The 26,987-nt window shown below is 69.2% G+C and carries 22 protein-coding genes and 2 pseudogenes; 13 read left to right on the top strand and 11 right to left on the bottom strand.

Annotation, left to right across the window (positions count from 1 at the left end):
• Position 1: 1 nt before the first annotated feature.
• A complete protein-coding gene (locus OG852_RS11405) occupies positions 2–583 on the bottom strand; it encodes a DUF5994 family protein (protein WP_330347872.1) in 582 nt (193 codons plus the stop codon).
• 1,587 nt (positions 584–2,170) lie between these two features.
• Between OG852_RS11405 and OG852_RS11400 the strand changes: the two are divergent.
• Positions 2,171–2,830 (top strand): annotated as a pseudogene (locus tag OG852_RS11400) (XdhC family protein); the annotation flags it as partial.
• A 57-nt stretch (positions 2,831–2,887) separates the two neighbouring features.
• On the opposite strand, the gene OG852_RS11395 reads toward OG852_RS11400, so the two are convergent.
• Complete coding sequence (locus tag OG852_RS11395) at positions 2,888–3,757, bottom strand: helix-turn-helix domain-containing protein (RefSeq protein ID WP_330347871.1); 870 nt, start codon at positions 3,755–3,757, stop codon at positions 2,888–2,890.
• Between the two features lie 203 nt (positions 3,758–3,960).
• Here OG852_RS11395 and OG852_RS11390 point away from each other — a divergent pair, with 203 nt between their 5' ends.
• The 5 genes from OG852_RS11390 (at position 3,961) to OG852_RS11370 (ending at position 8,631) form a co-directional block, all read left to right on the top strand.
• Positions 3,961–4,977 (top strand): zinc-dependent alcohol dehydrogenase family protein, encoded by a 1,017-nt coding sequence (locus tag OG852_RS11390; protein WP_330347870.1) that lies wholly within the window; start codon positions 3,961–3,963, stop codon positions 4,975–4,977.
• Positions 4,978–5,122: 145 nt separating this feature from the next.
• Positions 5,123–5,788, top strand: coding sequence for an SDR family NAD(P)-dependent oxidoreductase (locus OG852_RS11385; RefSeq protein ID WP_330347869.1), 666 nt, complete (start codon positions 5,123–5,125; stop codon positions 5,786–5,788).
• A 17-nt stretch (positions 5,789–5,805) separates the two neighbouring features.
• Entirely contained in the window at positions 5,806–6,333 is a 528-nt protein-coding gene (locus OG852_RS11380) for a cyclophilin-like fold protein (RefSeq protein WP_330347868.1), read from the top strand.
• A 32-nt stretch (positions 6,334–6,365) separates the two neighbouring features.
• Positions 6,366–7,622, top strand: a complete 1,257-nt coding sequence (locus OG852_RS11375) for an MFS transporter (RefSeq protein ID WP_330347867.1) — start codon at positions 6,366–6,368, stop codon at positions 7,620–7,622.
• Positions 7,623–7,863: 241 nt separating this feature from the next.
• Entirely contained in the window at positions 7,864–8,631 is a 768-nt protein-coding gene (locus OG852_RS11370; protein ID WP_330347866.1) for an SDR family NAD(P)-dependent oxidoreductase, read from the top strand.
• A 444-nt stretch (positions 8,632–9,075) separates the two neighbouring features.
• On the opposite strand, the gene OG852_RS11365 is transcribed toward OG852_RS11370, so the two are convergent.
• The 5 genes from OG852_RS11365 to OG852_RS11345 all read right to left on the bottom strand — a co-directional run bounded on the left by OG852_RS11365 (position 9,076) and on the right by OG852_RS11345 (position 12,850).
• The gene (locus OG852_RS11365) at positions 9,076–9,453 is read right to left on the bottom strand and encodes a DUF2255 family protein (protein WP_330347865.1); all 378 of its coding nucleotides are present in this window, start codon (positions 9,451–9,453) and stop codon (positions 9,076–9,078) included.
• Between the two features lie 44 nt (positions 9,454–9,497).
• A complete protein-coding gene (locus OG852_RS11360) occupies positions 9,498–10,886 on the bottom strand; it encodes an MFS transporter (RefSeq protein WP_330347864.1) in 1,389 nt (462 codons plus the stop codon).
• A gap of 141 nt (positions 10,887–11,027) precedes the next feature.
• Complete coding sequence (locus OG852_RS11355; RefSeq protein ID WP_330347863.1) at positions 11,028–11,924, bottom strand: aldo/keto reductase; 897 nt, start codon at positions 11,922–11,924, stop codon at positions 11,028–11,030.
• 100 nt (positions 11,925–12,024) lie between these two features.
• Positions 12,025–12,420 carry a (R)-mandelonitrile lyase gene (locus OG852_RS11350; RefSeq protein WP_330347862.1) on the bottom strand — a complete coding sequence of 132 codons (396 nt, stop codon included), beginning with the start codon at positions 12,418–12,420 and terminating at the stop codon, positions 12,025–12,027.
• An 82-nt stretch (positions 12,421–12,502) separates the two neighbouring features.
• On the bottom strand, positions 12,503–12,850 hold the full coding sequence (locus tag OG852_RS11345) for a carboxymuconolactone decarboxylase family protein (RefSeq protein ID WP_330347861.1): 348 nt from the start codon (positions 12,848–12,850) through the stop codon (positions 12,503–12,505).
• Between the two features lie 163 nt (positions 12,851–13,013).
• Between OG852_RS11345 and OG852_RS11340 the strand changes: the two genes are divergently transcribed.
• Entirely contained in the window at positions 13,014–13,910 is an 897-nt protein-coding gene (locus tag OG852_RS11340) for a helix-turn-helix transcriptional regulator (RefSeq protein ID WP_330347860.1), read from the top strand.
• A gap of 72 nt (positions 13,911–13,982) precedes the next feature.
• Here OG852_RS11340 and OG852_RS11335 read toward each other — a convergent pair.
• A pseudogene (locus OG852_RS11335) lies at positions 13,983–14,186 on the bottom strand (pyridoxamine 5'-phosphate oxidase family protein); the annotation flags it as partial.
• Positions 14,187–14,263: 77 nt separating this feature from the next.
• Here OG852_RS11335 and OG852_RS11330 point away from each other — a divergent pair.
• Positions 14,264–14,410 (top strand): hypothetical protein, encoded by a 147-nt coding sequence (locus OG852_RS11330; protein ID WP_330347859.1) that lies wholly within the window; start codon positions 14,264–14,266, stop codon positions 14,408–14,410.
• Positions 14,411–14,419: 9 nt separating this feature from the next.
• Entirely contained in the window at positions 14,420–15,049 is a 630-nt protein-coding gene (locus tag OG852_RS11325) for a LysR family substrate-binding domain-containing protein (RefSeq protein WP_330351432.1), read from the top strand.
• A 149-nt stretch (positions 15,050–15,198) separates the two neighbouring features.
• On the opposite strand, the gene OG852_RS11320 is transcribed toward OG852_RS11325, so the two are convergent.
• Positions 15,199–16,431 (bottom strand): PP2C family protein-serine/threonine phosphatase, encoded by a 1,233-nt coding sequence (locus tag OG852_RS11320; RefSeq protein ID WP_330347858.1) that lies wholly within the window; start codon positions 16,429–16,431, stop codon positions 15,199–15,201.
• A gap of 244 nt (positions 16,432–16,675) precedes the next feature.
• Between OG852_RS11320 and OG852_RS11315 the strand changes: the two genes are divergently transcribed.
• Both OG852_RS11315 and OG852_RS11310 read left to right on the top strand, forming a co-directional pair.
• Entirely contained in the window at positions 16,676–17,260 is a 585-nt protein-coding gene (locus tag OG852_RS11315) for an ATP-dependent DNA ligase (RefSeq protein ID WP_330351431.1), read from the top strand.
• A gap of 820 nt (positions 17,261–18,080) precedes the next feature.
• Positions 18,081–19,178, top strand: coding sequence for an IS110 family transposase (locus tag OG852_RS11310; RefSeq protein WP_330347857.1), 1,098 nt, complete (start codon positions 18,081–18,083; stop codon positions 19,176–19,178).
• A gap of 541 nt (positions 19,179–19,719) precedes the next feature.
• Here OG852_RS11310 and OG852_RS11305 read toward each other — a convergent pair.
• Complete coding sequence (locus OG852_RS11305; protein ID WP_330347856.1) at positions 19,720–20,802, bottom strand: hypothetical protein; 1,083 nt, start codon at positions 20,800–20,802, stop codon at positions 19,720–19,722.
• Positions 20,803–21,424: 622 nt separating this feature from the next.
• Complete coding sequence (locus OG852_RS11300) at positions 21,425–22,009, bottom strand: hypothetical protein (protein ID WP_330347855.1); 585 nt, start codon at positions 22,007–22,009, stop codon at positions 21,425–21,427.
• A 757-nt stretch (positions 22,010–22,766) separates the two neighbouring features.
• On the opposite strand from OG852_RS11300, the gene aspS reads away from it, so the two are divergent.
• Positions 22,767–24,077 carry an aspartate--tRNA(Asn) ligase gene (aspS, locus tag OG852_RS11295; RefSeq protein WP_330347854.1) on the top strand — a complete coding sequence of 437 codons (1,311 nt, stop codon included), beginning with the start codon at positions 22,767–22,769 and terminating at the stop codon, positions 24,075–24,077.
• A gap of 776 nt (positions 24,078–24,853) precedes the next feature.
• Positions 24,854–26,983, top strand: coding sequence for a hypothetical protein (locus OG852_RS11290; RefSeq protein WP_330347853.1), 2,130 nt, complete (start codon positions 24,854–24,856; stop codon positions 26,981–26,983).
• Positions 26,984–26,987 lie beyond the last annotated feature (4 nt).

The raw sequence follows: 26,987 nt of genomic DNA, 5'->3' as shown, positions 1-26,987 counted from the left end.
CTCACATGCCGATGATCAGGCGACTGACGCGACCGGTCTGTGCCGGATCGGCCGCAGAGGAGGGGCCGCTCTCGTACTTCCCTGGCTCGTCCGGTTCGAGCGGCCGGTCGGCAGCGGAGACGGCACGCCGGGTCTCGTCCGCGGCGATGAGAGCGCTTGCGGTCAGCGGCGGACCGTCGTAGTCGGACGCGGCCGCCATCAGGTGGGCCGCCGACTCCGCCCCGGTCTCGGGTGGGATGACCAGCAGATCCCAGCGGCCGGTGCCGTAGGAGAGCAGCAGCAGCTTGTGCGGGTCGATCTCCGGCGTGAACCAGCCGACCTTGACGACGTGACCGCCCACGGGGATGTCGTGCGGGATGACCGGCCAGTACTTCGGGTTGACGGCGATGCGGGTGATGCGGCCCCACAGGGGGTCCAGCACGTCGGTCAGTGCGGGCAGCTCGCTCGGCAGGTCCCGGGAGCGGGGCCACCAGGCTCCGTCCAGGAGGCCGCGCGACGTGCCGTCGGTCTTCAGCGCGAGACGCGCGGCCGGGGCGGCGGCGGGCTCGTGGTGCGGCAGGGGTTGGTGCAAGGTCGCCGACATGATGCGGACCCGTCTCCGGGCCGCCTTCGCGGCGACCCGGGTTTCATCTCTCGCCGAGCACGACCCGGCGTGGAAGCCGGTGTGCGAAATGCCCTCGGTGTTGTCAACCGTACTCCGCACACGCCGGGGCGGTTGCGGAGGCGACGCCGCATTCCGTGGAGCGGCTGTCGACACCGGCGGGAGAAGGCCGAGGGCGCTGGGGCACGTCGCATGCCGGCCACCGGACCGGTCTCACGCACGACGGCTGGCGTGTCCTGGCCCAGCGCTCCTTGGCTGTGGGACGTGTTCCTCGTGTTCCGTCCAGCCCGCCGCTCCCCATCAGCCCGCCGGGCGTCGGCGAGGAGTGTCCTGGGGATTACGACGCCGCGGACGCTCTGATCGCCGATGCCTGGTGGCCCGGTTCCCCCGACCTGAAGGCGGAGCTTCCGGCACTCAAGGGGCGCCGCCTGCGGCCCGAGCCGTCGCCCGTCAGACCTGAACCCCGGTCACCAGTACGTATAGGGGCGTCAGTGCGACGAGAAGCCCCGCAGATGCGGTCCGGCGGGGCTTCTGAGTAGGTGGGTTTCCGTGGCCGCCGTGAGCGCCGTTGCACTCGGTTCCTTCTCTCTCGAGCACCCGAAGCAAGGCCACGGAGACGACGCACGTGTTATGGCCGATGTGCAGCATGCGGCCCGGCGCTCTCTCGACCAACCAGGCCGTATCCTTCACCCTTGCAAATCTCAACGCCTTTGGAGATGCCCGCAGCATTGGACCGCCCACCGCGGCATGCCCGGAGACGATGGTCGTCAGCCTTTCACGCGTTACCACGGAGGACCTCTGCCTCTTTATCACGCGGCCGCATTCCTTTGCTGGTCTGGTGGGCGGGTGGTATCGCTACAAGCCGCTCGCTGCCGGATGCTGCCCGCAACCCGGATCCTGGCCGGGGAGCCAGGGCGTCTTGCGAGACGCCCTGGCTTCGGCGGCTGTGAGAGGGCTCAATCCTGCGAGGAGACGCGACGGTCTACCGCGACCGGTGCACTCTCGCGGAGACGACCCAGGAGTGGCACGGGGTATGGCAAGTGCTGCTCCTCGTGGAGCCGCAGCCGCTTGCGCAGCAGTTGGCAAACCTCGGCGGTCTCAGTGCTGCGGGTCCTGATCGCATGGCAGTCAGGGAACGGAGCAATCGTTGCCTGGGGCAGGTTCACTCGTCCTTGGGGTTGATCGTCAAAAATCGCGCACCGCTGTCTTGTACCGGGCCGGGACCGGGATTCCGTGCCGTCGTGCCGTTGATGAATGGAGACGTGTTGCTTCGAGCGGGAGTCGAATAGGCAAGTAGTGCCAAGCAGTCGAAGGCGGAGGTACTCACCTGGTAACACCGGAAGTAGGTACGCCGTCGCGCGATGTCTCCCGCTCCTTTCGTAGTGGACCACCCAGTCGCCCGATCCCCTCTCGGCGCCGCCTGGCATAGCAGGTGGGCAATAAGCACCAATATTCCAACTTAAAGCGAGCGTAAAGGCTGATGATTCTGATCATGGGTCGCGTTCGTGCAGATCTTGGAGGGGGAACGACATCCAGGGAGAAAAGTCTGTCCTGGACGGAGGAGCGAGGGACCGGCTGGTGGCGGAGGAAGCCCGGGCTTTGCTGCGGGCGGGACGCACGAGCCGCGTCACGATCGGCGGCACCGGCGAGGGCTGTCCGCAGCCACTGAATGTGCTCGTCCACGTCCACGCGTCCCGTCCACGCATGCTGATCTTCGGCGCGGTCGACTTCGCCGCCGCTCTCAGCCGGGCCGGGGCCTTCCTGGGATACCGGGTCACGGTGTGCGACGCACGGCCCGTCTTCGCCGCCCGGGCCCGTTTCCCGCACGCCGACGAGGTCGTCGTCGACTGGCCCCACCGCTACCTGCAGCGCACACGGGTGGACGCACGGACGGTCGTCTGCGTCCTCACCCACGACGCCAAGTTCGACATCCCGCTGTTGCGCCACGCACTCACCCTGCCCGTGGCCTACGTAGGAGCGATGGGCTCCCGGCGCACCCACGAGGAGCGGCTGCGCCTGCTGACCGAGGCAGGCGTGCCGCAGGAGCAACTGGCCCGGTTGTGCTCCCCGATCGGCCTGGACCTCGGTGCCCGTACCCCCGAGGAGACGGCGGTCTCCATCACCGCGGAGATCATCGCCGCCGGCAACCACGCCACCGGTCGCCCCTTGTCCGGGCTGTCCGGTCCGATCCACCGAGACCGTGCGCCTGCGCTGCGGACCGCCGTCTGAGCGGGCGCGGCCACGGACGTCGCGCGTGGCTGGAGGCTCTGTCCGGCCGCCCGGGGTTCAGGCGAGGGCGGAGGAGGGGGCCAGGTCCTGGTCGGCGGCCCAGGAGGCGAGGATGCGCAGGCGCTCGTGGGTGGGGGAACCGGGCTCTGCGGTCCAGACGGTCAGGTGCTGGTCGGGGTCCGTGTTGGCGGTGTACGTGTCCCAGTCGAGGACCAGCTCGCCCACGACCGGATGATTGAGGGTCTTCGTGCCGACGGTCCGGGCGGCCACCCGGTGATCTCCCCACCATCGCGCGAACTGCTGGTCACGGGTGGAGAGTTCCCCGACCAGCGTGCTCAGCCGGGAGTCCTCGGGATAGTTGGCGGCCTCCATTCGCAGCTGCGCCACGGCGGTACGCGCGGCGTTCTCCCAGTCCGCGTACAAGGTGCGCATGGCCGGCTCGGTGAAGATGAGCCGCGGATAGTTGCGGTGCTTCTCCGGAATGGCGGCGAAATCGGTGACCATCGCGGAGGCCAGCGCGTTCCAGGCGAGGACGTCCCCGCGCCGGCCCTGCACGATGGCCGGCGTGGCGGTGAGGTCGTCCAGGACGCGCTGCAGCTGCGGCTGGACCGTCTGCCGGCCGCGGCGGCGCGTGCGGGTGGTGGGCTTGCCCGCGAGACGGAAGAGGTAGCCCCGCTCGTCGTCGTCCAGGTGCAGCACCCGTGCGAGGGTCTCGAGCACGGGCGCGGACGCCTGCATGCGGCCCTGCTCCAGCCGGGTGTAGTAGTCGGTGCTGATCGAGGCCAGCTGGGCGACCTCCTCCCGGCGCAGCCCCGCGACCCGGCGGGGGCCGCCCGTCTCGGGCAGCCCGACCGTGCGCGGGCTCAGCTCGGACCGGCGCTTCTTGAGAAATTCGCCCAGCTCGTTGAGGGGTGCGTTGCTGGTCATGCTGCCCAGGATGACACCGATCGCACCTCGGCAAGGGGGGAGAGTTTCCTCCCAGGATGTGGCTCTCCCCGGATGGATTTCTCCGCTTTTCGCACCCACCCACGCGTGTGACTCTCGATGCCAGGCACCCGGACGGAGCATGTCACCCGTCTGCCGTCCGGGACCGGCCGACAGTCACTCCTGGTAGCGAAAGAAGGATCATCATGCGCGGAGCAGTCATCCATGCCCCCGGCGACATCCGCTTCGAAACGCTGGACGACCCGAAGATCATCCGTCCCACCGACGCGATCATCCGCACCGTCGTCACCTGCGTGTGCGGCTCGGACCTGTGGCCGTACCGCGGTGCGGAGCCCGTCGACGAGCCCCATCCGATGGGCCACGAGTACGTCGGCATCGTCGAGGAGGTCGGAGCCGAGGTCACCGCCGTCAAGCCGTGCCAGTTCGTCATCGGATCCTTCGCCACCTCTGACAACACTTGTGCGAACTGCCGGGCGGGCTACCAGTCCAGCTGTGTGCACCGCGAGTTCATGTCGACCTGCCAGGCCGACTACGTCCGCATCCCCAACGCCCAGGGCACCCTCGTCGCCACTGACGAGAACCCGGCTGAGGAGTTCCTGCCCAGTCTGCTCACCCTGTCCGACGTCATGGGCACCGGCTGGTACGCGGCCCGGGCCGCCGAGGTCAAGCCCGGCTCCACCGCTGTAGTGGTCGGTGACGGCGCGGTCGGGCTGTGCGGCGTCATCGCCGCCAAGGAGATGGGCGCCGAGCGGATCATCACCATGAGCCGCCACGAGTCCCGGCAGAATCTCGCCCGGGAGTTCGGCGCCACCGACATCGTCACCGAGCGCGGCGAGGAAGGCGTGGCCCGCATCAAGGACCTGACCGGCGGCGTCGGCGCCGACAGCGTGCTGGAGTGCGTCGGCACCCCCGAGGCCATGCGGCAGGCCCTGCACTCCACCCGCCCGGGCGGCAACGTCGGCTTCGTCGGCGTCCCGCACGGCGTGGAGATCGACGGCCAGGAGCTGTTCTTCTCCCACGTCGGCCTGCGCGGCGGCCCGGCCCCCGTGCGCGGCTACCTGCCCGACCTCATCCAGCGCGTCTTCGACGGCCGCATCAACCCGGGCAGGGTCTTCGACCTCACGCTGCCCCTGGAGCAGGTCGCCGAGGGCTACAAGGCCATGGACGAACGCCGCGCCATCAAGGCCCTGCTCAAGCCGTGACCACGCACGTCCTGCCCTGAGCGAGCCGGCGTGGACGGTGACCCCGTCCCGGTCAGCACGAGCAGGACCGGCCCCCCTTCCTCCGGGCCCGCAAGTCAGAACCACCCCCTTTCAAGGACTCACCGTCCCCTTTCAAGGACTCACTGTGACCACCTTCGCTCTCATAGGCGCCGGTCCCGGCCTCGGTGTGGCCGCCGCACGCCGCTTCGGGACCGCCGGCCACACCGTCGCCCTGATCGCGCGCAGCACCGAACATCTGGATGGCCTCACGGCCGAGCTGGCCCGCGACGGCATCAAGGCCCGGGGCTTCGCCGCCGACGTCCTCGATCCCGCCTCCCTCACCGCGGCCCTGCACGCAGCCGCCGACACGCTGGGGCCCATCGAGATCCTCCAGTACAGCCCGGTGCCCCGAGGCGACTTCATGAGGCCGGTCCTCGACACCACTGCCACCGACCTCGACGACCCGCTGGCCTTCTCCGTCAAGGGCCCGGTCACGGCCGTGAACGCCGTCCTGCCCGGCATGCGAGCTCTGGGCTGGGGCACGCTGCTGTTCGTCAACGGCGGCAGCGCCGTACGGCCGCACCCCGAGCGCGCGGGCACCTCGATCGCGTTCGCCGCCGAGAGCGCCTACGCCGCGATGCTCCACGACGCCCTCGCCGGCGAGAACATCCACGTCGCGCAGCTGATCGTCCCCGGTGCGATCAGGCCCGACGCCGAACACTCCAGCCCCCAGGCCCTGGCCAAGCGCCTGTACGCCCTCCACGCCGAGCGCGGCGCCTTCCGGCACTACTCCGAGCCCATGCCGACGTAACGACACCGAAGACTCGTATGAACTCCGCCATCCGCCGCCGGCTCATCCGCGTCGCTCCGGCGGCCACGGTGCTGCTGGCCCTGACCGCCTGCTCCAGCGGCTCCCCCCACGCCACGCCCACCTCCGCCGCTTCCTCCCCGGGGCGGCATGAGGCGGCACCCTCGGCCGCATCATCCCCCTCCGACAGGAGCAGCGCCATGAACATCCGGGTCACCCTCGACGGCCACCGCGTCGATGCCACCTTGAACGACAGCCCCGCCGCCCGCGACTTCGCCAGGCTGCTCCCGCTGACCCTGGACCTGGAGGACTTCCACAGCACGGAGCGGATCGCCGACCTGCCGCGCAAGCTGGACACCTCCGGCGCTCCCGCACCGGCCGCGGCCAAGGTCGGCGACATCGCCCACTACGCGCCCTGGGGCAACCTGGCCCTCTTCTACCGCAACGGTCCTGCCCCCTCCGCCGACCTGCTCATCCTCGGCCACCTCGACGTCAGCGCCGATCAGCTCGGCGGCGCCGACCGCATCACCATCGAAGCCGACTCCTGAGCTCGACACCTGAGAAGAAGAGAAGTACCTGCATGCCTTCCGCAGCCGACACCCCCATGAGCAAGCTGCCCTTCGTCGTCTGGGTGCTCGCCGCCGGCACATTCCTGATGGGCACCACCGAGTTCGTCGTCGCCGGGCTCCTGCCGCAGATCGCCGGTGACCTCGGCGTCGGCGTCTCCCACGCCGGTCTGCTGATCACCACCTTCGCCGTCGGCATGATCGTCGGCGGGCCGGCCATGGCCCTGGCCACACTGCGCCTGCCCAGGCGCCTGACCCTCGTCCTGGCCCTGGGGGTCTTCGCCCTCGGTCACGTCGTCGCGGCCGTGAGCTCCTCCTTCACGATCGTCCTGGCCGCCCGGTTCGTGACCGCGCTGGCCACCGGCGCGTTCTGGGCCGTCGGGTTCGTCATCGCCACCGCTGCCGCGGGGCCCGCGCGGGCCACCTGGGCGGTCGGCGTCATGATGGGCGGCCTGACCCTGGCCAACGTCGTCGGCGTGCCGATCGGTTCCTTCGTCGGCCACTACACCGGCTGGCGGGGCCCCTACTGGGCGCTGGCCGTCCTCGCCACCCTGGCCGCCGTGTTCGTCGGCCGGTTCATTCCCCGGACGGAGCAGCGGGCCGAGGTGTCGGTGCGGGCCGAGGTCCGTGCCCTGCGGCAGGGGCGGCTGTGGCTGGCCCTGGCCGCCGCCGTCCTGATCATGGGCGGTGTCCTGGCGACCTACACCTACATCACCCCGCTGTTGACCGACCGCGTCGGCATTCCCGCCGGGGCCGTCCCGCTCGTCCTGATCGTCTTCGGCCTCGGCGCCCTGGGCGGCACCGCCATCGGCGGCCGGCTCGGCGACCGCCGCCCGATGGCCACCACCATCACCGCGGCGGCGGTCACCGCCCTGGCGCTGCTCCTGATGATCCCTCTGTCGACGAGGCCCGTCACCGCCGTCTCCCTGGTCTTCGTCATGGCTCTGGCCGGGTTCACCGTCAACCCCGTCGTCACCTCCCTCGCCGTCCGCTTCGCAGGCGACGCCCCCACCCTCACCTCGGCGTTGACCACCTCCGCCTACAACACCGGCATCGCCGCCGGCTCAGCCCTGGCGGGCCAGGCCCTCGACACCTCCCTCGGCCTGACCGGCCCGGCCCTGGTCGGCACCGTCTCCGCCGCCCTCACCCTCATGCCGCTCATCGCCCTGGCCCTCAGCGGCCCCCGCAACCCGGCACGGATCGTGGCCCAGAGCACCGCCCCCGCCTCCGCAGACGCAGCCGACACCGCACAGGTGCCGTCCCGGTGCTGATCCCCATCCGCGTCTTGCCGGCCGCAAAGTCCCACCCCGGAGACCAGCGGCGCAGCAGGGTGCGGGCAGCCGAAGGCAGCCCGGCTTCCCCCTTCATTCGTGGAATGGCGCTCAGCTCGTTTCTGGGTTGTCACCGCGGTGCTCTGGCCGTTGGACACGCCGCCGCCGTCACCACCAGGTAGGCACTCGTCGTTCAGCGGTCACACCGCTCGATGCGCACTTCACCCCGCAAGGAGTTCCGATGAATCCCACCTACGACTTCACCGGCCAGGTCGCCTTCGTCACCGGCGCCGCCTCCGGAATGGGCCTGGCCGCGGCCCGTGCCTTCGCCGCCTCCGGTGCCGCGGTCACCCTCACCGACCTCGACGCGGGCGCGCTGAAGACAGCGACAGACGAACTCGCCGCAGCCGGGCACCAGGTTCTCGGCCTGCCCTGCGACGTCACCGACGAGGACCAGGTCGCCGCCGCGGTCGACCGTACTGTGGAGACCTTCGGCCGCCTGGACATGGCCTACAACAACGCCGGCATCCAGATCCCGCCGAGCGACGCGGCCGACGAGCCCGCCGAACGGTTCGACCGCGTCAATGCCATCAACCTGCGCGGCGTGTGGGCCTGCATGAAGCACGAGCTGCGGCACATGCGCACGCAGGGCAGCGGCGCCATCGTGAACTGCTCTTCGCTCGGGGGGCTGGTCGGCCTGCCCGGGCGCGCCTCCTACCACGCCTCCAAGCACGGGGTCATCGGCCTGACCACCAGCGCCGCCCTCGAGTACGCCCCGCGCGGCATCCGGATCAACGCCGTCTGCCCCGGCACCATCGACACCCCCATGGTCAGCGACATGATCGCCAAGGGGGAACTCGACCGCGCCGAGGCCGAAGCGAACCAGCCCATCAACCGCCTCGGCACCGCCGAGGAGATCGCCCCAGCCGTCCTGTGGCTGTGCAGCCCCGGCGCCGGCTTCGTCGTCGGCGTCGCGCTGCCGGTGGACGGCGGCTACGTCGCCCGTTAGCAAGCGGGCCGGCCAGCCCGCACGGTGTGGCCTGGTCGGGCGCGGCCCGGCCAGATCCGGCGAGACGGTGAGTGGGGCAACCGGTTCGGGGCCTACGCGGGCGAGGGCTTTCACACCGTGCGACGGGGCCGCTGCCGGTTTCTCCCGCCCGGCGGGTCCGCGAGCCGTTGACCGCGGAAGACGTCGCCTTCGCGCCGCACGGCGCCATGCACGGAGTGAGCCGCGACCCGGCTCGGGTGCCGCCGTTCTGCCACCCCGCCTGTTCCGGACGTCCGGGAGGAGGCCCGGAAAACCGCCGTCGCGCTGGCAGATCCGCGAATAGCCGCGGTTCTCCACCACATCCACCGCTCCATGGCGCACCAATGGGAGGTGCACTTCTCGCTCACGGTGTCGGTACGCCGAGACGGCGTTGCCCGAGATCCGGCCGGGCAACCAGCGCCTTCCTCATCTCGGCAGGAGCTGGAGAGTGGTGGCCCGGGCCGGGCCGGCGACCATGGGGGTCACGTAGGTGCCGCCGTAGCGGCCGTACTTGGTGCGGTAGGCCGCGTCGAGCCGGTCGTTGACGCCGGGATCGCTCTCCTCGGACAGGGTGACGTCCTTCCCGACACCTCCGGCGGTGATGCGGGCGCGGTGGCTGGCTCGGGCGGCCCGGTACCACGCGCCGTCCGGGCCCCGGTAGGAGCGCACATACAGGCTGTCGCCGTCCCTGACGACCCAGATGGGTACAGGCGGGCGCGGGCTGCCGTCGCCGCGCAGCGGTGCGATCCGCAGTTCGTCCGCGGCGGCGATCCTGTCCAGTTCGTCGCTGGTCCACGTGGTCATGGGTGGTCTCCCTTCTGGTAGGTGCCGGTGAGGGGCCGCGGGATTCACGGACGTGACGCCGGCGTCAGGGCCGGGCTGATGGTCGCGGCCGCGAGGGCTACGGCCGCGGCGATGAGCAGGCTGACGCGCATGCCGGTGTGGAAGCCGGCCGGTTGAGCCAGGAGAGCGCCGAAGACGGCGACAGCCAGGGCGCCGCCGATCTGCCGGCTGGTGTTGAACACGCCGCTGGCGACCCCCGCGCGGTGGGCCGGTACGGCGTTGAGCAGCACGGCGGTGACCGGGGGCATCACCAGCGGTCCGGCCAGTCCGATCAGAACCATCAGCGCGGCGATCGCCCACACGGGTGTGGAGGCGGGGGTGAGGGCGAGGATCACCAGCCCGGCGCTCATCAGGGCCAGGCCCGCGGTGACGAGAGTGCGCGCACCGATCCGCTCCGCGAGGCGTGCGCTGAACGGGGTGAGCACGGCACCGATCAGCATCATGGGCAGGAAGGCCGCACCGGTGGCCAGGGCGGACAGGCCCCGCATCTGCTGCAGGTACAGGCTGATCACGAACGGCAGCCCGTAGTAGCCGACGATGAACGCGAAACCGACCCCGACGCTGATGGTCACCGTGCGCGAGCGGAACAGGTCCAGCGGCATCATCGGATGACTGCCGCGCGCTTGGGCCGCCAGGAACGCGGCGAGCGCCACGACGGCCACCGCGAAGGCGGTCATGACCCGGGGGGCGCCGAAGCCGTCGGCACCGGCCTCGATCTCCCCGTAGGTCAGGCCGCCCATCGCCGCGACCGCGGTGACCTGGCCGGTCCAGTCGAAGGGGACGCGCCGGTGCGGCGAGCGGGCTGCGCGGGCGAGCAGCACCAGCGCCACCGCCCCGACGGGCAGGTTGATGAAGAAGATCCAACGCCACGACAGCCCGGTCAGCAGCCCGCCCAGGACCGGGCCGGAGGAGGACGCCACCGCACCGCCCATCGCCCAGATCGCCACCGCGTGCGCCCGCCGCCGTTCATCCGGGTAAGCCTGGCCGATCAGAGCCATGGAGGCCGGCATCATCACCGCGGCCGCCGAGCCCTGGACGAATCGGGCAGCCACCAGCACGCCCAGGCCGGGGGCGAGCCCGCAGGCCGCCGAGGCGACCGCGAACACAGCGACCCCGGTGGCGAGCGCGCGGCGCGCACCGATACGGTCGGTCAGCGAGCCGGCGGACAGCAGCAACGCGGCGAACATCAGGGTGTACCCGTCCACCACCCACTGCAGGCCGGTGATGCCGCCGCCGAGGTCGCCCCGGATCGAAGGCAGCGCGACGTTGACGACCACGGCGTCGAAAGTGATCACGAAGAAGGCGAGCACGGCGGCGGCGAGCGTTGCGCCGGCCTGGGCGCGCGACCGTGCGGCACCGGCGATGATCGGCGACACGCTTGGACTGGTGGTCATGGTGTGGAGTTTCCAGGCGGGGTGCTCGGGCCATGGAAGGTGCCGCAGGCGCGGGCCTCGGCGGCGCCATCCAGGAGGCTGCTGGTCAGGGGGAAGCGGGTTCTTTCCGGGTGCCAGCCCGTATACGGCCACGGGCGACTGTCAGTTCTCGACGGTGAGGGGGAACATCTCGGTGTCGACCTGTTCGGGGTCGGGGCCGCCGCGCACGCCGGTGTCGAGGCCGTCGATCGCTGCCATCTCAGATGCGGAGAGGGAGAAGTCGAAGACGTCGAAGTTCTCCTTGATCCGGTTGGCGTGAACCGACTTGAGGATGGCGGACAGGCCGTTCTGCAGGTGCCAACGCAGCACGATTTGCGCGGCAGTCCTGCCGTGCGTTTCGACGAGGTCACGGATGACCGGGTCCTGAAGCACGTTCCTGGCTTTCTCCGCGTCGGTGGTGGCGTACACGTTCACGCCGCCAATCGGAGACCAGGACTGGGTGATGGTGCCGTGCCGGGCGCCGGCTTCACGGACGGCTCGCTGGGTGAAGTACGGGTGCAGCTCGACCTGGTTGACGGCCGGCACCACCTCGGTGCGCTCCACGAGGGTGGCCAGGTGCTGCGGACTGTGGTTGCACACACCGATGGCGCGCGCCCGCCCCTCGGCCAGCAGCTTCTGCGCCGCCTGGTAGGAGGCGACGGCGGCATCGAGGTCCGAGGGCACCGGCCAGTGCAGCAGGTACAGATCGATGTAGTCCAGGCCGAGACGGCGCAGGCTGGCATCGAAGGCGCGCAGGGCCGGCTCGTATCCGTAGTCACTGATCCACAGCTTGGTCGTGACGAACGCTTCTTCGCGGTCCACGCCCGAGCGGCGGATGCCCTCGCCGACCTGCTCCTCGTTGAAGTAGGCCGCGGCGGTGTCGATGAGCCGGTATCCGGTGCGCAGGGCGGTGTGCACCGCCTCGGCGGTCTCCTCGGGCGAACTCTGGTACACGCCCAGGCCCAGGGCCGGCATCTCGACGCCGTTGTTCAGGGTGAGCGTGGGGTTGTGCTGGGTCATGATGCGGGTTTCCCCTTCAGCATTCTGGCTGGTCCGGCAGCCACAGGGCCGTGGTGGCGGACCGGCTCCCGACCAGACCGGGGTGTCGCGCGGCCGTGGGTCAGGGACGGATGCGCGGACCGGAGTATTCGGCGTCGGTGACGTGCTCCAGCCAGTCCACGTCGTCGCCCTCCCACAGCGCGACGTGGGCCATGAACCGGTCGGGGGCAGCGCCGTGCCAGTGCTCCTCCCCGGCCGGGGTCCACACGACCTCCCCGGGGTGCGCCTCGATGATCTGCCCGCCACGGGACTGGATCAGCGCGATGCCCTCGACGATGTACAGGGCCTGCCCCAGGCCGTGGCTGTGCCAGGCGGTGCGGGCGCCGGGCGCGAAGCGGACCATGTTCGCCCTCGCCCGGGACTCTCCCTCGCCCCGGTAGATCACATCCGCCCAGGCGTCGCCGGTGAACCACTGATCGGGCAGCTTCATGGTCGAGGGCTGCTTCACGATCTCCATCTGCATCTCCCATGTCGGTGTACATGCCGCGCAGGTCACGGGCGCGGCCCGCCCGGTGGGCGAAAGGGGTGGGGTACGTGTGTCAGGCGGCCGGACCGGCTTCTTCGACGATGGTCTTCAGCTGGGAGACGGCGCTCATCGCAGTGGGCCAGCCGGCGTAGAACGCCAGGTGGGTCAGTGCCTCGGCCAGCTCCTCCTGGCTGAGCCCGTTCTCCAGAGCCCGGCGCAGATGGAAACCGAGCTGGTCGGTGCGGTACAGCGCCGCCAGGGCCGTGACGGTCACCAGGCTGCGGTCGCGCGGGGACAGCTCCGCACGCTCCCACACGTCCCCGAACAGGACCTCATCGGTCAGCTCCACCAGCTTCGGTGCGACGTCACCGAGCAGTGCCCGGGCGCCCGACGGCTGCTTGCTCTGCGTCTCCTGAGTCATCGTTCCTGCCTTCGTGCCGCGCTAGGAGCTGAGGACCGCACACGCCTGCGGTCCCTCGACACCCACCAGGAAACAGCTCATCGACACGGTGAGGGAGTGCACGCTGTTCCGTGTACTGACAGGGCACCCCACGCCGTCCCCGCCCGGCCTAGCCTTGGAAAACATGGACAACCGCAGCGAGGTCCGCGAGTTCCTGATCTCGCGGCGAGCCAAGATCACTCCGCAGCAGGCCGGGCTGCCCGCCCATAGCGGCCACCGGCGCGTCGCCGGACTGCGCCGCGAGGAGGTCGCCCTGCTTGCCGGCGTCAGCGTCGAGTACTACGCCCGCCTGGAACGCGGCAACCTCTCCGGCGTCTCAGAGAGCGTCCTGGAAGCCCTCGCCCGCGCCCTGCAGCTCGACGAGGCCGAACGCGCCCACCTGTTCGACCTGGCCCGCACCGCGAACACCGGCCCCCGCACCCGCCGCCGCCCCGCCCGCCAACAGATCCGGCCCGGCATCCAGCACCTGCTGGACTCCATGACCGACGCGGCCGCCTACGTACGCAACGGCCGACTGGACATCGTCGCCTCCAACCGGCTCGGCCGGGCCCTGTACGCACCCGTCTTCGACGGCCCCACCCGGCCGGTCAACCTGGCCCGCTTCCGCTTCCTCAACCCCCGCGCCCGCGACTTCTACCCCGACTGGGAAGAGTCCGCCCACACCACGGTGGCCCTGCTGCGTACCGAGGCAGGCCGGGACCCCTACGACCGGGCCTTGACCGAACTCGTCGGTGAACTCGCCACCCGCAGCGAGGAGTTCCGCACCCTGTGGGCCGCGCACAACGTCCGCCTCCACCACACCGGCACCAAGAACTTCCACCACCCCGTCGTCGGCGACCTCACCCTCCCCTTCGAAGCGATGCCCCTGCCCGCAGACCCCGGCCTGACCCTCACCGCCTTCAGCGCCGAACCCGGAACCCCCGGACACGACGCCCTCAACCTCCTCTCCAGCTGGACCGCGACAACCGACCGGGACGCAACGACCGAACCGCGCGACCGGGCACGCAGCTCTGACGGTTGACCTCCGGCCCGTGTGTCACAAGTGCTGACGACACACGGGACCTTCGGCGCGCGCCTGTCCACTATCCCTCTGGCCGGACCGGGCCGTTGCATCGAACTCGTCCGCTTCGAAGGCGACCACGACGCCGTCGATGGCGCGTACCAGGTCCGAGTCCGGTGAGGTGCGCAGCAGGATGGAGGCGTCCATGTCCAGGGAGAAGTTGATGGGCAGGACCGCGGGCAGTGCCTGGCGGGTGTAGACCACGCGGCCGACCGGCACCTTGGCGAGCAGGCGCAGGCACGCCTGTCGGTCGAGTGCACGAAAGGGTCGTTGGGGAGCATCAGTTCATCGTCCGTGGGGACGCGGTGTGGGAGGTGCGTGCCCGCCGCATCGGCCGCGGCGAGAAGGAGATGCTGCGCCTGGGCCACACCCCGGCCGTCACCGGGGAGGAGGTCATTGCTCTGCTGCGGCAAGTAGGTGCCGTCCACCCCCACCTGGCTACCGAGGTCAACCAGCGCTAGCCGGCCGAGCTGACCGATGCCCTTTTGGCTGGAGACCTCGACATCGGACTGTGCCGTGCACTGACCCCGCCGCACGGCCTGGCCCGCACCACCCTGGGCCACCAGCCCTTCAACATCGCGGTCGCCGCGGACCACCCCCTCGCCGCACGCACGTCAGTGTCTCTGTCCGATCTCGCCGACCAGCACTTCATCGTCTGGGGCCAGCCTGGCCACTCCGGCTACACCGACCTGCTCATCGGCCACTGCCGCGCGGCCGGCTTCGAACCCCGTACCGAACGCACCCCCCTCCAGGGCACCCCACCGGTCACCGCCGTCATCGGCACCGACCGTCTCGCCTTCGTCACCACACCCCCAGGCCCCGCCCCCGGCGGCGCCGTACGCATCGTCGCCCTCGACCCACCTCTTTACGCACCCCTGCAGGCCCGGTACTCCCCACGGACCACCAGCCCCGCCAAAGACGCCTTCCTCACCACCGCCACCTTGCGACCACACGCCCGTCGGCCGATTCCGTCGTTGGAGTCGCCCAGGGCATTCTCTGGGACCATTCGGGGCTCACGGCATCTTCGCTACCGGCACCGGGGAAGCGTCACCTTGCCTGACGGATGGGGGCCCTCTCTCGGGGTGCTATGTGTCTCATGAGACATGTCGAAGTCTGAAGAACGACGGCCGCCGGAGCCGCCTACAGCCCCTAAGCAATATGAGAACTCAGGCTTGCGCATGAAGGGGCGAGGCGCGAGAGCCATGCACTGGCCGAGTGGGACCGTCCAGCACAGCGCCCTGGTCAACGGCTACTGCTTCGTGCGGCCGGCTGAAGCCTGCTCAGTGTCCGCGCCGGAGCTGACGTGTCGCAGGGTCTCCTGGGGGCCGTGCCAGTCCAGGCACATCACGGTGGCATCATCTGCGAGCCGGCCCCCGGCGGCATCCCGGACCGCGGACGTCAGCGTCAGCGCCGCCTCCCGCGGGTGCAGATCCCGGGTGCGCTTCAGCAGGGCGAGCAGGTCGACCTTCTCCCCATGACGTTCGAGCATGCCATCGGTCACCATGAGCAGACGGTCACCGGGGCGCAGATCGAGGTCCTGAACACGGTAGGGGTGGGGCACGGACACGGGCAGCCCGAAGGGGTGGTCCACCTCGCAGGTGATCGCTTCCGCAGTCCCGTCGCGCATGCGTAGTGGCCAGGGGTGGCCGGCGTTGACGAGCTGGGCGCGACCGGTGTGGAGGTTGATGCGCAGCAGTTGCCCGGTGGCGTGACCGTGGCCGTGATCGGCCAGGGCCTGGTCGGCCCGCTGGGCCTGCTCGGCCAGGCCGACACCTGCACGACGGGCGCCGCGCAGGGCGCCCACCAGTACGGTGGCGGCCAGGGCGGAATCGATGTCGTGGCCCATGGGGTCGGTCACCGACACGTGCAGGGTGTCGCGGTCCAGCGCGTAGTCGAAGGTGTCGCCGCTGAGGTCTTCCGAGGGCTCCAAGCTCCCGCACAAGGTGAACTGCGCAGCCTCGCACGACAGTGACGGGGGCAGCAGCTGGTACTGGATTTCAGCCGCCAACGTGGGGGGCCTGGAGCGTTTGCCCCAGGTGTAGAGGTCGGTGAAGCGTCCGTTGGCGATCACGACGTAGGCCAGGATGTGGGCGGCTTCACCGACCTCGTCAAGGACGTCGTCGCCGGGGCCGGCGGGCAGGAGCAGTTCCAGCAGCCCGATGGCGTCGCCCCGGTTGGTGACCGGCACGATCACCCGCTGTCCCTGGCCGGTCGCCTCCTGATACAGCCGCTGGGTACGGATCACCTGCTCGTAGACGCTGCCGAACATGGGAATCCGCTCCGCTTCCCGCCCACCCTCCGCGCCGGCGGCCGTGGTCAGGCGTGCCACCGCCTTTCCCGTCAGGTCCACGATGAGGAAGGACACCTGCGTGGCCCCGAACCGCCGCCGCAGGTCCTCAGCGACCACCGCGACGGCGTCCACCGGTGCCGCCCTCTCCGCTGCGGTCAGCAGCCGGGGAAGTCCACTCTGCCCACCGCTCACGATCACGGCTCCTTCCACCGGCCCCGTCTCCAGCTTGGGAACTGTCACAGAAGGCGTCAATCTGCGCGAGGTCATGCGCGGTGGTCAAGCTCTACGTACACAGAGACGAATCGACCCGGCGTCCGCCTCGCGGCGCTGCCGTCTGGTCCCGGGACTCGACGAGGCCCTGCCGTATCCACTCCCACCGCCGTACTCGCAGCCCCAGTCGTTTCAACGGGCCCATGTCTCATGAGCACGGCAAAGTCTGGAGAAGGACGGCTGCAGAGCCCTCGTGTTCACCCCCGGCCCGGCGCCTGGACCCGTCCTGATCCAGTCCCGGCGCGGGGCACTGATCCAGGTCCGATTCCCCGACCTCGTGCACGCCGCGGCCGAGCTTCCCAGCGGCCTGATCCTCGGTGGAGAACTGCTGGTGTGGGCCGGTGAGCACCTGTCCTTCGAGGCCCTGCAACGACGCGCGGCCTCCCACGGCCGGACTGCCGCCCGGCTTGCTGAGCAGATGCCGGCCCACTTCGTCGTGTTCGATGCCCTCCAGATCGACGGTCACGAACTGTTGCTGAGGCAATACGCCGAGTGCCGGGCGCGATTGGATACGGTGTTCGCCCAACACCACCTGGCCGACCCGCGGACGCTGTGCCCGGAAACCGGCGATGTGACCCTCGCCCGGGAATGGCTGATGTCCTGGGCCGCGGTCCCCGGCATTGAGGGCCTGATTATCCGTGGAAGCCAGCTGGTCTCCCATAAACCGGCAGGGCACCCGGCTTGCACCCACTGCAACACCGAGAGCTGCCGCTCATTGACCCGCCGTTCCAATGGTCCGCCTTCGACTTGAAGTGACTTACGGCGGCGGCATGGTGTCAGTTCTTTTCGTCGGCGACGGGCGCTTCGAGTCGATTCGTCCGAACGAGGGGGCTGACGTGGCTGGAAGTCGATTAGACGGAGAACAGTAGGCAGGTGCTGTCCTGCGGCGGGGGTTTCCGAGCGGGGCCAGCGGACTGCTCATCGACGTCCTCGGCGGCGCTGCCAACGACCGGCCCCGGGCGTGACCACCTTCTCCCACCGGGCTGCCGTCGGCGTCGTGCAGCACCGCTTCTGCTGGCACCAGTTGACCGACCCCACCCCCGTCGACCGCAGACTCACGTGGCTGCGCGACACCCACACCACCTTGCAGACGCACCTTGCAACCAGCGGCTATACCAACGGCATGGACCCGGAACCGTCGACGGATTTGCCGCCCTCCTCCGACGGACATGGCCACCCGGTCGAGACTGTCCGGCAAGGACCGGGCGGTCAGTCATTGCCGGTCATGACTGGGCGGGGAGTCGACTCGTTCTCAGCCTGCTTCGGCCGCGTTTGGCACTGGTTCGGGCGAAGCTTTCCGGCTGTGGTCGGGAGGTGCCGATGCGCCGGGGTCGATGGGACGGTTGCGCGACGCCGTCCCGGGCGGGGGTCTGACTCATGAGATCTATGACCGAAGTGTCCAGTCACAGGCTTGTCGACTGCCGATGCGGGATGGCGCTGCCGGTACCGAGCCACAGGACGTGTCCCAATAGGGGCCTTGCCGCGTACCAGGCGCCATCACGGTTCAGACCGTCCGAGCGGGCCGGTGCCATCCATCCAGCAGCACGTCATCACGTGGGAGGCGAACCATCATGACGACCAGAAAGCGCAGCACCTCCTCGAGCACAGACCCTCCCGTTCGGCGCGAGGTCGTCCTGGGCGTGGACACGCACGGCGATGTGCATGTCGCCGCTGCGATCTCCCCGCTCGGGAAGATCTTGGGGACTGAGTCCTTTCCGGCGACGGCGGCCGGCTACCGGCAGCTGCTCACCTGGGCCCGTAAGCGGGGGACGGTGCGTCGGGCCGGTGTGGAGGGCACCGGCACCTTCGGAGCGGGCCTGTCCCGCTACCTGCTGGCGCAGCAGGTCGAGGTGTACGAGGTGAACCGGCCCGACCGCTCGGCCCGCCGTCTGTTGGGAAAGTCGGACCCGCTCGATGCGCAGGCCGCCGCGCGGGCTGTGCTCAGTGGCCGGGCCGGGGCCCGGGCCAAGTCCGGCGACGGTCCGGTGCATAGTGCCCGGTTGTTCAAGCTCGCCAAGGACTCCGCGGTCAAGGCCCGCACCCAGGCGATCAACCAGCTCAAGGCCGTCCTGGTCATAGCCGATCCCGCCCTGCGGGAACGGCTGTCGAGCCTCGGCAATGCCGAGCTGTTCCGCACCTGCGCGCGCCTCGGCCTACCCGACGGTGGGGGAGACGAGGACCCGGTGGCCCAGGCCACCCACCTGACGTTGCGCATGCTCGCCGAGCGCATCGAACAGCTCACCGCTCAGATCGACGAGCTGAACCAACGTCTGACCCGGCTCGTGGAACGCCACGCCCCACAGTTACTCGAACCCGTGGGCATCGGCCCGGACAGCGCTGTCACGCTCCTGATCACCATGGGAGACAACCCCGACCGGCTGAACACCGAGGCGTCCTTTGCTGCCCTTTGCGGAGTCAGCCCCATCGAGTACTCCTCGGGTCGGCGGAGCACACGCCGGCTCAACTACGGCGGCGACCGCCAGGCGAACGCGGCCCTGCACCGCATCGTCTTCACCCGCCTGCGTCACGACCCGCGCACCCAGGCGTACTACGAACGCCGCACCCAGGAAGGCAAGACCCGACGCGAGATCATCCGATGCCTCAAGCGATATGCCGCCCGCGAGGTGTTCAACCTGGTCAGACCGGTTGCCCGCACACCCGCGTTATAGGGGCGTCCGTGAGACGTGAGAGGGTCTGGGGCGTGAGTGAGACACCCCCGAACACCCTGCAATACCGCTTTGACGGGCCAGAAGACGCTCCGGTCCTGATCTTGGGTCCCTCACTGGGTACCACATGGCACATGTCGTAGAAGCTGTCCAGGGCCGTCCATCCAGTCCTATGCGGACATGTATGTCCAGTTTCGGGATCCTGTGCCGGAGGGTGTCCACGGGGTCTGTGATTCGCGCGTGACACCTGACAGCACGACGAATCCCCGTCGGTCTGGTCCGGCGGGGCTGTCGGCTCGCCGCTCTCGAGGACGCGGAGGAGCGAGGCGGCGACGGCACGGGCTGTGCGGCCGATCGGCAGCACACTGCAGGGGAACTCCCCGCGACGCACAAGGTCGTAGCCCTTTGATCTCGGCATGCCGAACACCCGGGCGACGTCCTGGACGCTCGCGGGACCGTTCCAGGTGACACGGATGCGCTCGGGGCTGAACGCCTCGCCTGCAATTCGCTGTGACGCCGGGCGGGCCGTCGGGCGGGCGGCGCGTCAGGGGCCGTAGGGGCTCCAGTGCCCGAGGAAGGGCTTCAGGTCGTCGGCTCGCGGCTCGGGGATATCGGGCAACTGGGGCGGAGTTTCCAGGGGGTCGAGACGCTCCACGGTGTCCGCTGCCCAGCTGATCCATGCTGCGGCTTCGGTTCTCGCCTCCCCCGGCGGCATGGCCTCGATTCGCGTGCGCACGGCGCTCAAATATTCGGTCAGTCGGGTGGCATGGCGCCATGCCGCTTCCTGGGCTTCGAGGCGCCTGACGCGGTACGCCTCCGCGTACCGGACGCGAGCCCCCTCCATGGCAGCTTCCCAGCGCACGCGCTTCTGGCGTGCCGCTTCGATCTCGTCGAGACGTCTGCGTTCTGCGGCTTCGCCGCGGAGGGTGACCTCCTGGGCGATCTCGGCGAGCTGCTCTTCGAGGGAGCGTCCGAGAGTGTCGGCCCATTCGCTCGCCCGGTGCGGTTGGCCACCGCTAAGGACGAAGCGGAGACGCTCGGACGGGGTGTAGTCGAAGCGGGGGATCCTGACCCAGGAGTACTTCTTCGCCTCGGTGAGTTCCTTCTCGGTGGCGACGTGCTCCGTCCGGTCCTGCTCCTGGAGGACGAGGAACCCCACGGTCTGTCCCTGTGCGGTGATGGTGAAGTGGGGAGATGCCCTGCGCCGGCGATGAGACGGGGGTGCGAAGCCAGTCTGTCCTGCCGAACTGGAGTGTCCGTCGTTCTCGGCGGCGGCGATCAGCGCCTGGATGAGTCGGAGAGCACGCCCTTGGACGGGCTTGGTCAGGCCCAGCGGCTGACGTTCGTTCTGCATGGACCGGACCACGGGGTGCGGCCGCACCAGCCGCGATGGCACGGGGACGGGTTCGAGGACGGCAAGACGCCAGGCGGGGATGTCGACGAGCTTGATCTCGTACCCGTCACGGCACCAGCCCCCGTACAGCTCCTTCGTCTCCGGGATCCTTCCGGACCTGCGGGCAGCGGCGATACGGGACGGCCAGTTTACGGAATCCGGCCCGCTTCCGTTCTTGACGATCCGGCCGCCCGCCTCCGCGAGCTCTTGCAGCAGCTGCTCCGTGAACGTCACGCGAGGCTGCGGGGGAGAGCTTGGCTTTCGCACGGAGGCCGGAGCTTCCTTCGCGCGGATAGACGGGGGTTGCGGAGTGGCGGCCTGGGTCGTCTGAGAGCGTGAACCGCGGGGAGGGTACGTGCCGTGCGCCAGATAGTGCTGGCCGACGCTTGTCAGGGCGACACTCCACTGCCCGCCCTTCCGGGAGATCGTGACCAGGCCCCGGTTCTGCAGTGCCTGGCAAGTGGTCTTGTAGGAGCTGGTCTCCCAGACGGCGGCAGGGCACCCGGCTCCCACCCACTGCAACACCGACAGCTGCCGCTCATTGACCCGTCGTTTCAATGACCCGCCTTCGACTCGAGGTTGACGTACCACCGCGGCATGTTGTCAGTTCCGTTTGTCAGCGACGGGTGGTTCGAAACAATTCGCTCGAACGAGCAGGGGCTGAAGGCAACCGTGTCTACGCGGCGATGGCGCGCAACACTGACCGGTGCGCGGTGGAGTCTTTGCCGAAGGGAGCGATGAGCCGCCACGGTACGGGCGAACTGGGTGCCCGTGCGGGCGGCGATCTTCGCTGTTGCCGTCAGCTCAGCCTCCGTGAGCTGCTGGCGAGTCAGCCCGGTCCCTGCAGTCGCAGCTTTCAGCCACTGAGCTTCGCGCGCAAGCGTTCGTTCTCCTTCTCCAGGGTCTTAACGCGTCGTTCGAGGTCGGCTCGTGTCGGCTTCTTCGGGGGCGGCGGAGGTGGAGGTTGTGTTGCTTCCGGTGGCTCGCAACGCAGTCCGATGGGTTCGAAGGCCACGATTGTTTGCCGGTCTTCCCCGCACTCAGAGCATTGCCTGCCGTATGACCCGGCGGAGATGGGGTCGGTGTACGTGTAGTGCGCCTCGGTCTCGATGATGTGGCCGCAGTACAACCGGACACGCCACCGCATGATCTCGTGGTCTTCCTTCTTGAAGGACTGCATCAGCTTCGCGGCATTCTCGAACGCCTGGCGGCGACGCTCCGCCCTCGCCGGGTCCGCCCGGCATTTGGCGTTGTCCTCCTCGACCTGACGCCGAACCGACTCGCTGATCTCCTCGCTCTGCTTCTGACGGCGGTGGTCCCCGCGGGTGAGTTCATATTCTTCCAGCGGAACGCCACTGCTTCGGTATTCGACTTCGCGCATGACCGCCAGCGTAGAAGCGGTGTCCACGCGGCCATGGAGAAGAATGGTCTTGTCAACCAACTTGCGGATTCTGCCCATGAGTGACCGCAGGGGTGCGTACTGGCCCAGGGGGCTGGCCTCCATAGAGTCGTGGTTGGTTGATCGGATTCGTGGTCGCAGGGGTCGCTGCAGGCTATGTCGCGTGTGCTCCGACGCCAGCGGCCTATGCCCGTGCGGTGCAGCGACGGGCGGCTGCGGCGTGGGTGTCGGAGGGACGCACGTGACGCACGCCTTACGGGATTCTTGATGAGGCGTTAGGGGTGGCGAAGATGACCAGGGAGCTTCTGACGTTTCTGCTCAGTGAGCGCGGGGCTCCGCGGCTGGGACGGTGGACGGGAAAGATCACGCCGGTGGTCAAATAGATCGAGATCCACCGCATCTTCAGTGCCGCTCCTTTTGGGGTTGGTTGCTCACTGGACTTCCCCGAGACAGGGCCAGTTCCCATTGCGGGGGGTCGCCGTTCTTGGTTGCGGCGGCACCCGTGAGATCCATATCCTTCCGGGCAACGCGTTGACGGAGACGAGTAGCCAGGGATCTCGCGAGCCGAGAGAGCCGCCGGAAGCTGTGAAGGCGGTCTCGCGCCCCAAGGTGAAGACCCTCCCGAGCGCGGGGAGAAACGGCGCCCCTGGGTGTCCCAATGCCCCGCCGGCCGGCCCCCGTCACCGGGCCCGAATGAGGCTGTCACCGGCAGGTGGCGGCGAAAGTGCGGTGGTACCGCGAGTTGCCCTTCTCGCCCGCACTCCCAAGGGATCATGACGATGTCCTTCGGAGGACCGCAATGATCCAAAGCCACGTACACGTCTCCGACCTGCGAGAACACGTCGGCCGCACCGTAACCGTCTGCGGATGGGTAAACACCCTTCGCCTGCAGAGCAAGATGCAGTTCGTCGTCGTACGGGACAGCACCGGTCTGGTGCAAGTCACCCACAGGCGTGACAGTGGGCCGCTGGAGGCCCAGCTCGAAGCCCTCACCCCCGAGTCCGCCGTCAAGATCACCGGCCGCGTCGTGGACGCCGCCCAGGTCAAGCTCGGCGGCCTCGAAGTTGTCCCTGAGACGATCCAGGTGCTGAACCAGGCCGCCACACCGCTGCCGATCGACGAGCACACCGGGATCGAGCACCGGCTGGACTGGCGCTTCCTGGACGTGCGCCGCCGTCCCGCCACCCAGCTGATGTTCGCCGTGCAGACCACCCTGGAGCAGGGGATGCGCGAGTACGCCTACGCGCAGGGCGCCACCGAGATGCACACCCCCAAGCTCATGGGCACCGCCTCGGAGTCCGGCGCTGAAGTCTTCAAGCTCGGCTACTTCGGCCGCAGCGCCTACCTGGCGCAGTCGCCCCAGTTCTACAAGCAGATGGCGATCGCGGCCGGGATCGACAAGGTCTTCGAGATCGGCCCCGTTTTCCGTGCCGAGCCGTCGTTCACCTCCCGGCACTCCACCGAGTTCACTGGCGTCGACGTCGAGCTGGCGTGGATCGACGGTGTCGAGGACGTCATGGTGTTCGAGGAGCGGATGCTCGCCCACGCGATCGCCAAGGTCGCCGACGCCCACGGCGAGGCCGTCCAGGAACAGTTCGGCGTGGAGATCACTGTCCCCGAGACGCCGTTCCCCCGCATCACCATGGCCGAGGCGCACGACATCCTGCGCAAGGGCGGCTGGGACCCGGAGGGAATCAAGGAGGACCTGGACCCGGAGGGCGAGCGGAGCATCAGCGCCCATATCCAGGAGGCCACGGGGCACGAGTTCGTGTTCATCACGCACTATCCGGTGAGTATCCGGCCCTTTTACCACATGCGGCCGGTCGACGACCCGAGCGTGACCCTGAGCTTCGACCTACTGTGGAAGGGCCTGGAGGTCACCACCGGCGCGCAGCGCGAGCACCGCTACGAGGTGCTGCTGAAGCAGGCCGCCGAGAAGGGCATGAGCCCCGAGCCGATGCAGGACTACCTGAACGCGTTCCGGTACGGGTGCCCGCCGCACGGCGGCCTGGGCATGGGCCTCGGACGGGTGCTGATGGTGATGCTCGGCCTGGAGTCCATCCGCGAGGCCAGCTTCCTCTTCCGTGGGCCAAACCGGCTCACCCCGTAACCGGCCGCTGGATGCGTCCCACGGCACGGGCCGACACCTCGTACCGTGGGACGCGGTCTCAGAAGCAGAGATGACGCAGGTCATGTGCCCAACCCTGGTGGAGCGTCTGCGATTCGCTCGCAGTCTCGTGGAGTCTGGCCCCGTGAGATTGCCCAAGTGCCGCAACAACCCCACAGCAGGGGACCCTTGCGTGGCATCGTGGCTAGAACAGGTCACTTGCCAGGCGATCTTTAAGGCGAGAGACCAAGCAGCAGCACGACGAGCCGGTCACGCTCAGCCCTGCAGGCATTGCACGGCTCGCCAGGGTCGGTCGTGCTGCTGTAAGCAACTGGAGGCGGCGTCACACAGCCTTTCCGGATCCTGTTGGTGGCACGGATGCCAGCCCGAAGGCGTCGGACTGGGACAGCCAGCGCTACCGGCTGCCGGGCGCGTGGTTCGCGGCGAAGGTCCCGGCCCGGGAGACCTACGCCGGTGTCGAGTTCCGGGGCGGACAGGCCCTGCACCGGGTCGTCTGACCGGTGCGCGGCCGGGACGCGGAACCCACCGGCCCATGGGTTTCCTGCGTACCACAGCTGAGTACCGCGACTCATGCCCCGGCCGCGCCATGCCCCGACGATGTTTTCTATGACACGCCTGCGTACTCGGCTCACCGGGCTACCGAAAGCCGTCACCGCGATGATCGCGGTCCTCGTCCGACGCCGGGAAGATCAACGGGCCGTCGGATAGGTCGCCTTGGGGCGCGGCCGTTGTCAGAGGGGGTGGCTACTGTCCGGCGCATGCCGAAGAAGAGGAAGAAGAAGCCGTCGTCGCGGGCCCGGCGCACCGGGGAGGTTGCCCCGCACGAGCAACTGCCCTCCGTGATCAAGCTCGGTGGCCCGCGAGTGCCGTCGCGCGGGTGGACCTTTCAGGCGTTGATCGACGCAGGGCGGGAGTCTGGCCAGCCACTCTTGGAGTTCAGGGCGCAGCCTCCCGACGGATACTCATCCGATTTCGTCCCGCAGGTCGATTTCCCTCGGGCGCCGCTCCAAGCGGGGTGGTACCTGCGGTCCGACCTGGCCGTTCCGGTCTACCTGTGGGTGTTTTCCGAGAGCCAACTCGCCGATGACCCAGGTGCGTTGGATCTGCGGCGACGGGGGTTCGCCTCCTATGTGGCGCACTCGGTGTGTACGCCCGGAGGAAGTGACGGCGCTTATGCCAGCGCGGAGGACTTGGAGGCATGGACTCCGATTGTGGCGCCGGACCCGAGCGTCGTGGACGCCGACAGGTATGGCCACGCGCCCGTTTATCGCACGCCTGCGGTACGGCGGCTGCCCTCAGGATCTCCCCGCACGGTGGGAGTGCTGGATGTGGACTATGCGCGGGTAGCGGGCCGGAGCCTGCCCGAGCGCTGGGATATCGACGTCGTCGGCTTCTTGGTGATGGAGAGACAGGACGCCGCCGACATGCCGGGACAGGAATTCTGGCAGCAAGTAGCCTTTCACACCTTCCGAGATCAGAATCTGTCGGACCTCCGTGCCGCGGCCGGAGACGTCGACCTGATCATCGGCCACAATCTCTTCGACGGCGACTACCGATGCCTGCGGACCTACGGCGACGTGGTGGACGTCGGCGTGCTGGCCGCGAAGACGGTGGACACGCTGTATGCCGCCCGTCATGTGGTCGGCGGCGGCGCATCTCGTGCGGCGCGTCTGGACCTCACCACCTTGGCGGGCGCCCAGGGACTGCGGAAACGGGCGAAGACAGCGTCCCGGACCGAGGCCCACCGCGGCATCCGCGCCATCCATGACGCGGAGGAGCGCTGGTTCTTCCAGCCCATTTCTGATGACTGCGAACTGATGCTGGAGCTGTGGCTCGAACTGGTCACCAGCCGGCGCCTGCGCAGCGTCCTCCCGTCGGGTGAAGCGGTGGAGTACCCGGTCAGCGAGGACGGTCTGCGGCTGCTGCTGGAGCCGCAACTCGCCCCGGACACCCTCACGAACCTGCTGACGACGAAAGGCACCGTCTACCCGATGCAGGGCGCGGCGCGCAATGAGAGCGTGGCCCGGATCCACCGCGAGATCGAACAGCAGCGGGCCGACGGCACGCCGGCCAATCGCCACCCCGCCGCCGCGCACCGCCAGCGCTGTATGGCACCCAGCGACACGGGGGGACGGCAGTGCGACCAGCTCATCGAGGCGACGCAGACGTATTGCCGTGACCATCGCACCAAGCGGCGCTGCCGAGGGAATCCGGCCCTCAACGACGCCTGCACCGCCATCGCCCACGGCGATCTGGCGCATTGCCGCTGGCACCGTATGACCGCGCTCTACGTGCCACAAGGGCAGCGAATCGTCGAGGACTTCACCCTCGCTCTGCCGCTTCGCGGCTGGGAGCGGGGCAGCGACTGGGGATACGACACGGGGACGCGTTCGTTCTTCGCGAGGCTGTACCGCAACGAGGCCGACTCGTCCGGCTCACCGACCGTATGGCTTTCGGGCACTGATCCCGACCTCGGCAACGTGGTCGCGCTCACGGACGCCGTGCAGAAAGCGACCGGGGCGTCCCGGCAGGACGTCGTGGCAGCCCTGACAGCGGATCGGAAGTCACCCCGAGAACGCGCCGTGATCACCCAGGACTGGGAACCGGCCGGGTGCGACCGTCCCTGCCCGTGCGGCACCGCGGACTGTGGCCACGGCGCACCGTGCCCGAACGACGAGTGCAGCGGTCACGACGTCCATACGATGCGCAACCCAAGCACCGAAGCGGACGTGACAGCGTGGCAGGACCATTTCGACTGCTGCGAGGGCTGCTCCGGCAGCTTCCTGGACATCTCACTCCCGGAGCGCCCCTGGGGCGAGATGCACGACGACGGCACCGTGACCGTGTTCGCCGGGGTGTCCCACTACGAGCTCGGTGTCTACCCGTAGCCGC

The sequence above is a fragment of the Streptomyces sp. NBC_00582 genome, assembly GCF_036345155.1.
Classification (GTDB): domain Bacteria; phylum Actinomycetota; class Actinomycetes; order Streptomycetales; family Streptomycetaceae; genus Streptomyces.
This window is presented reverse-complemented; position numbering and strand designations above follow the sequence as displayed.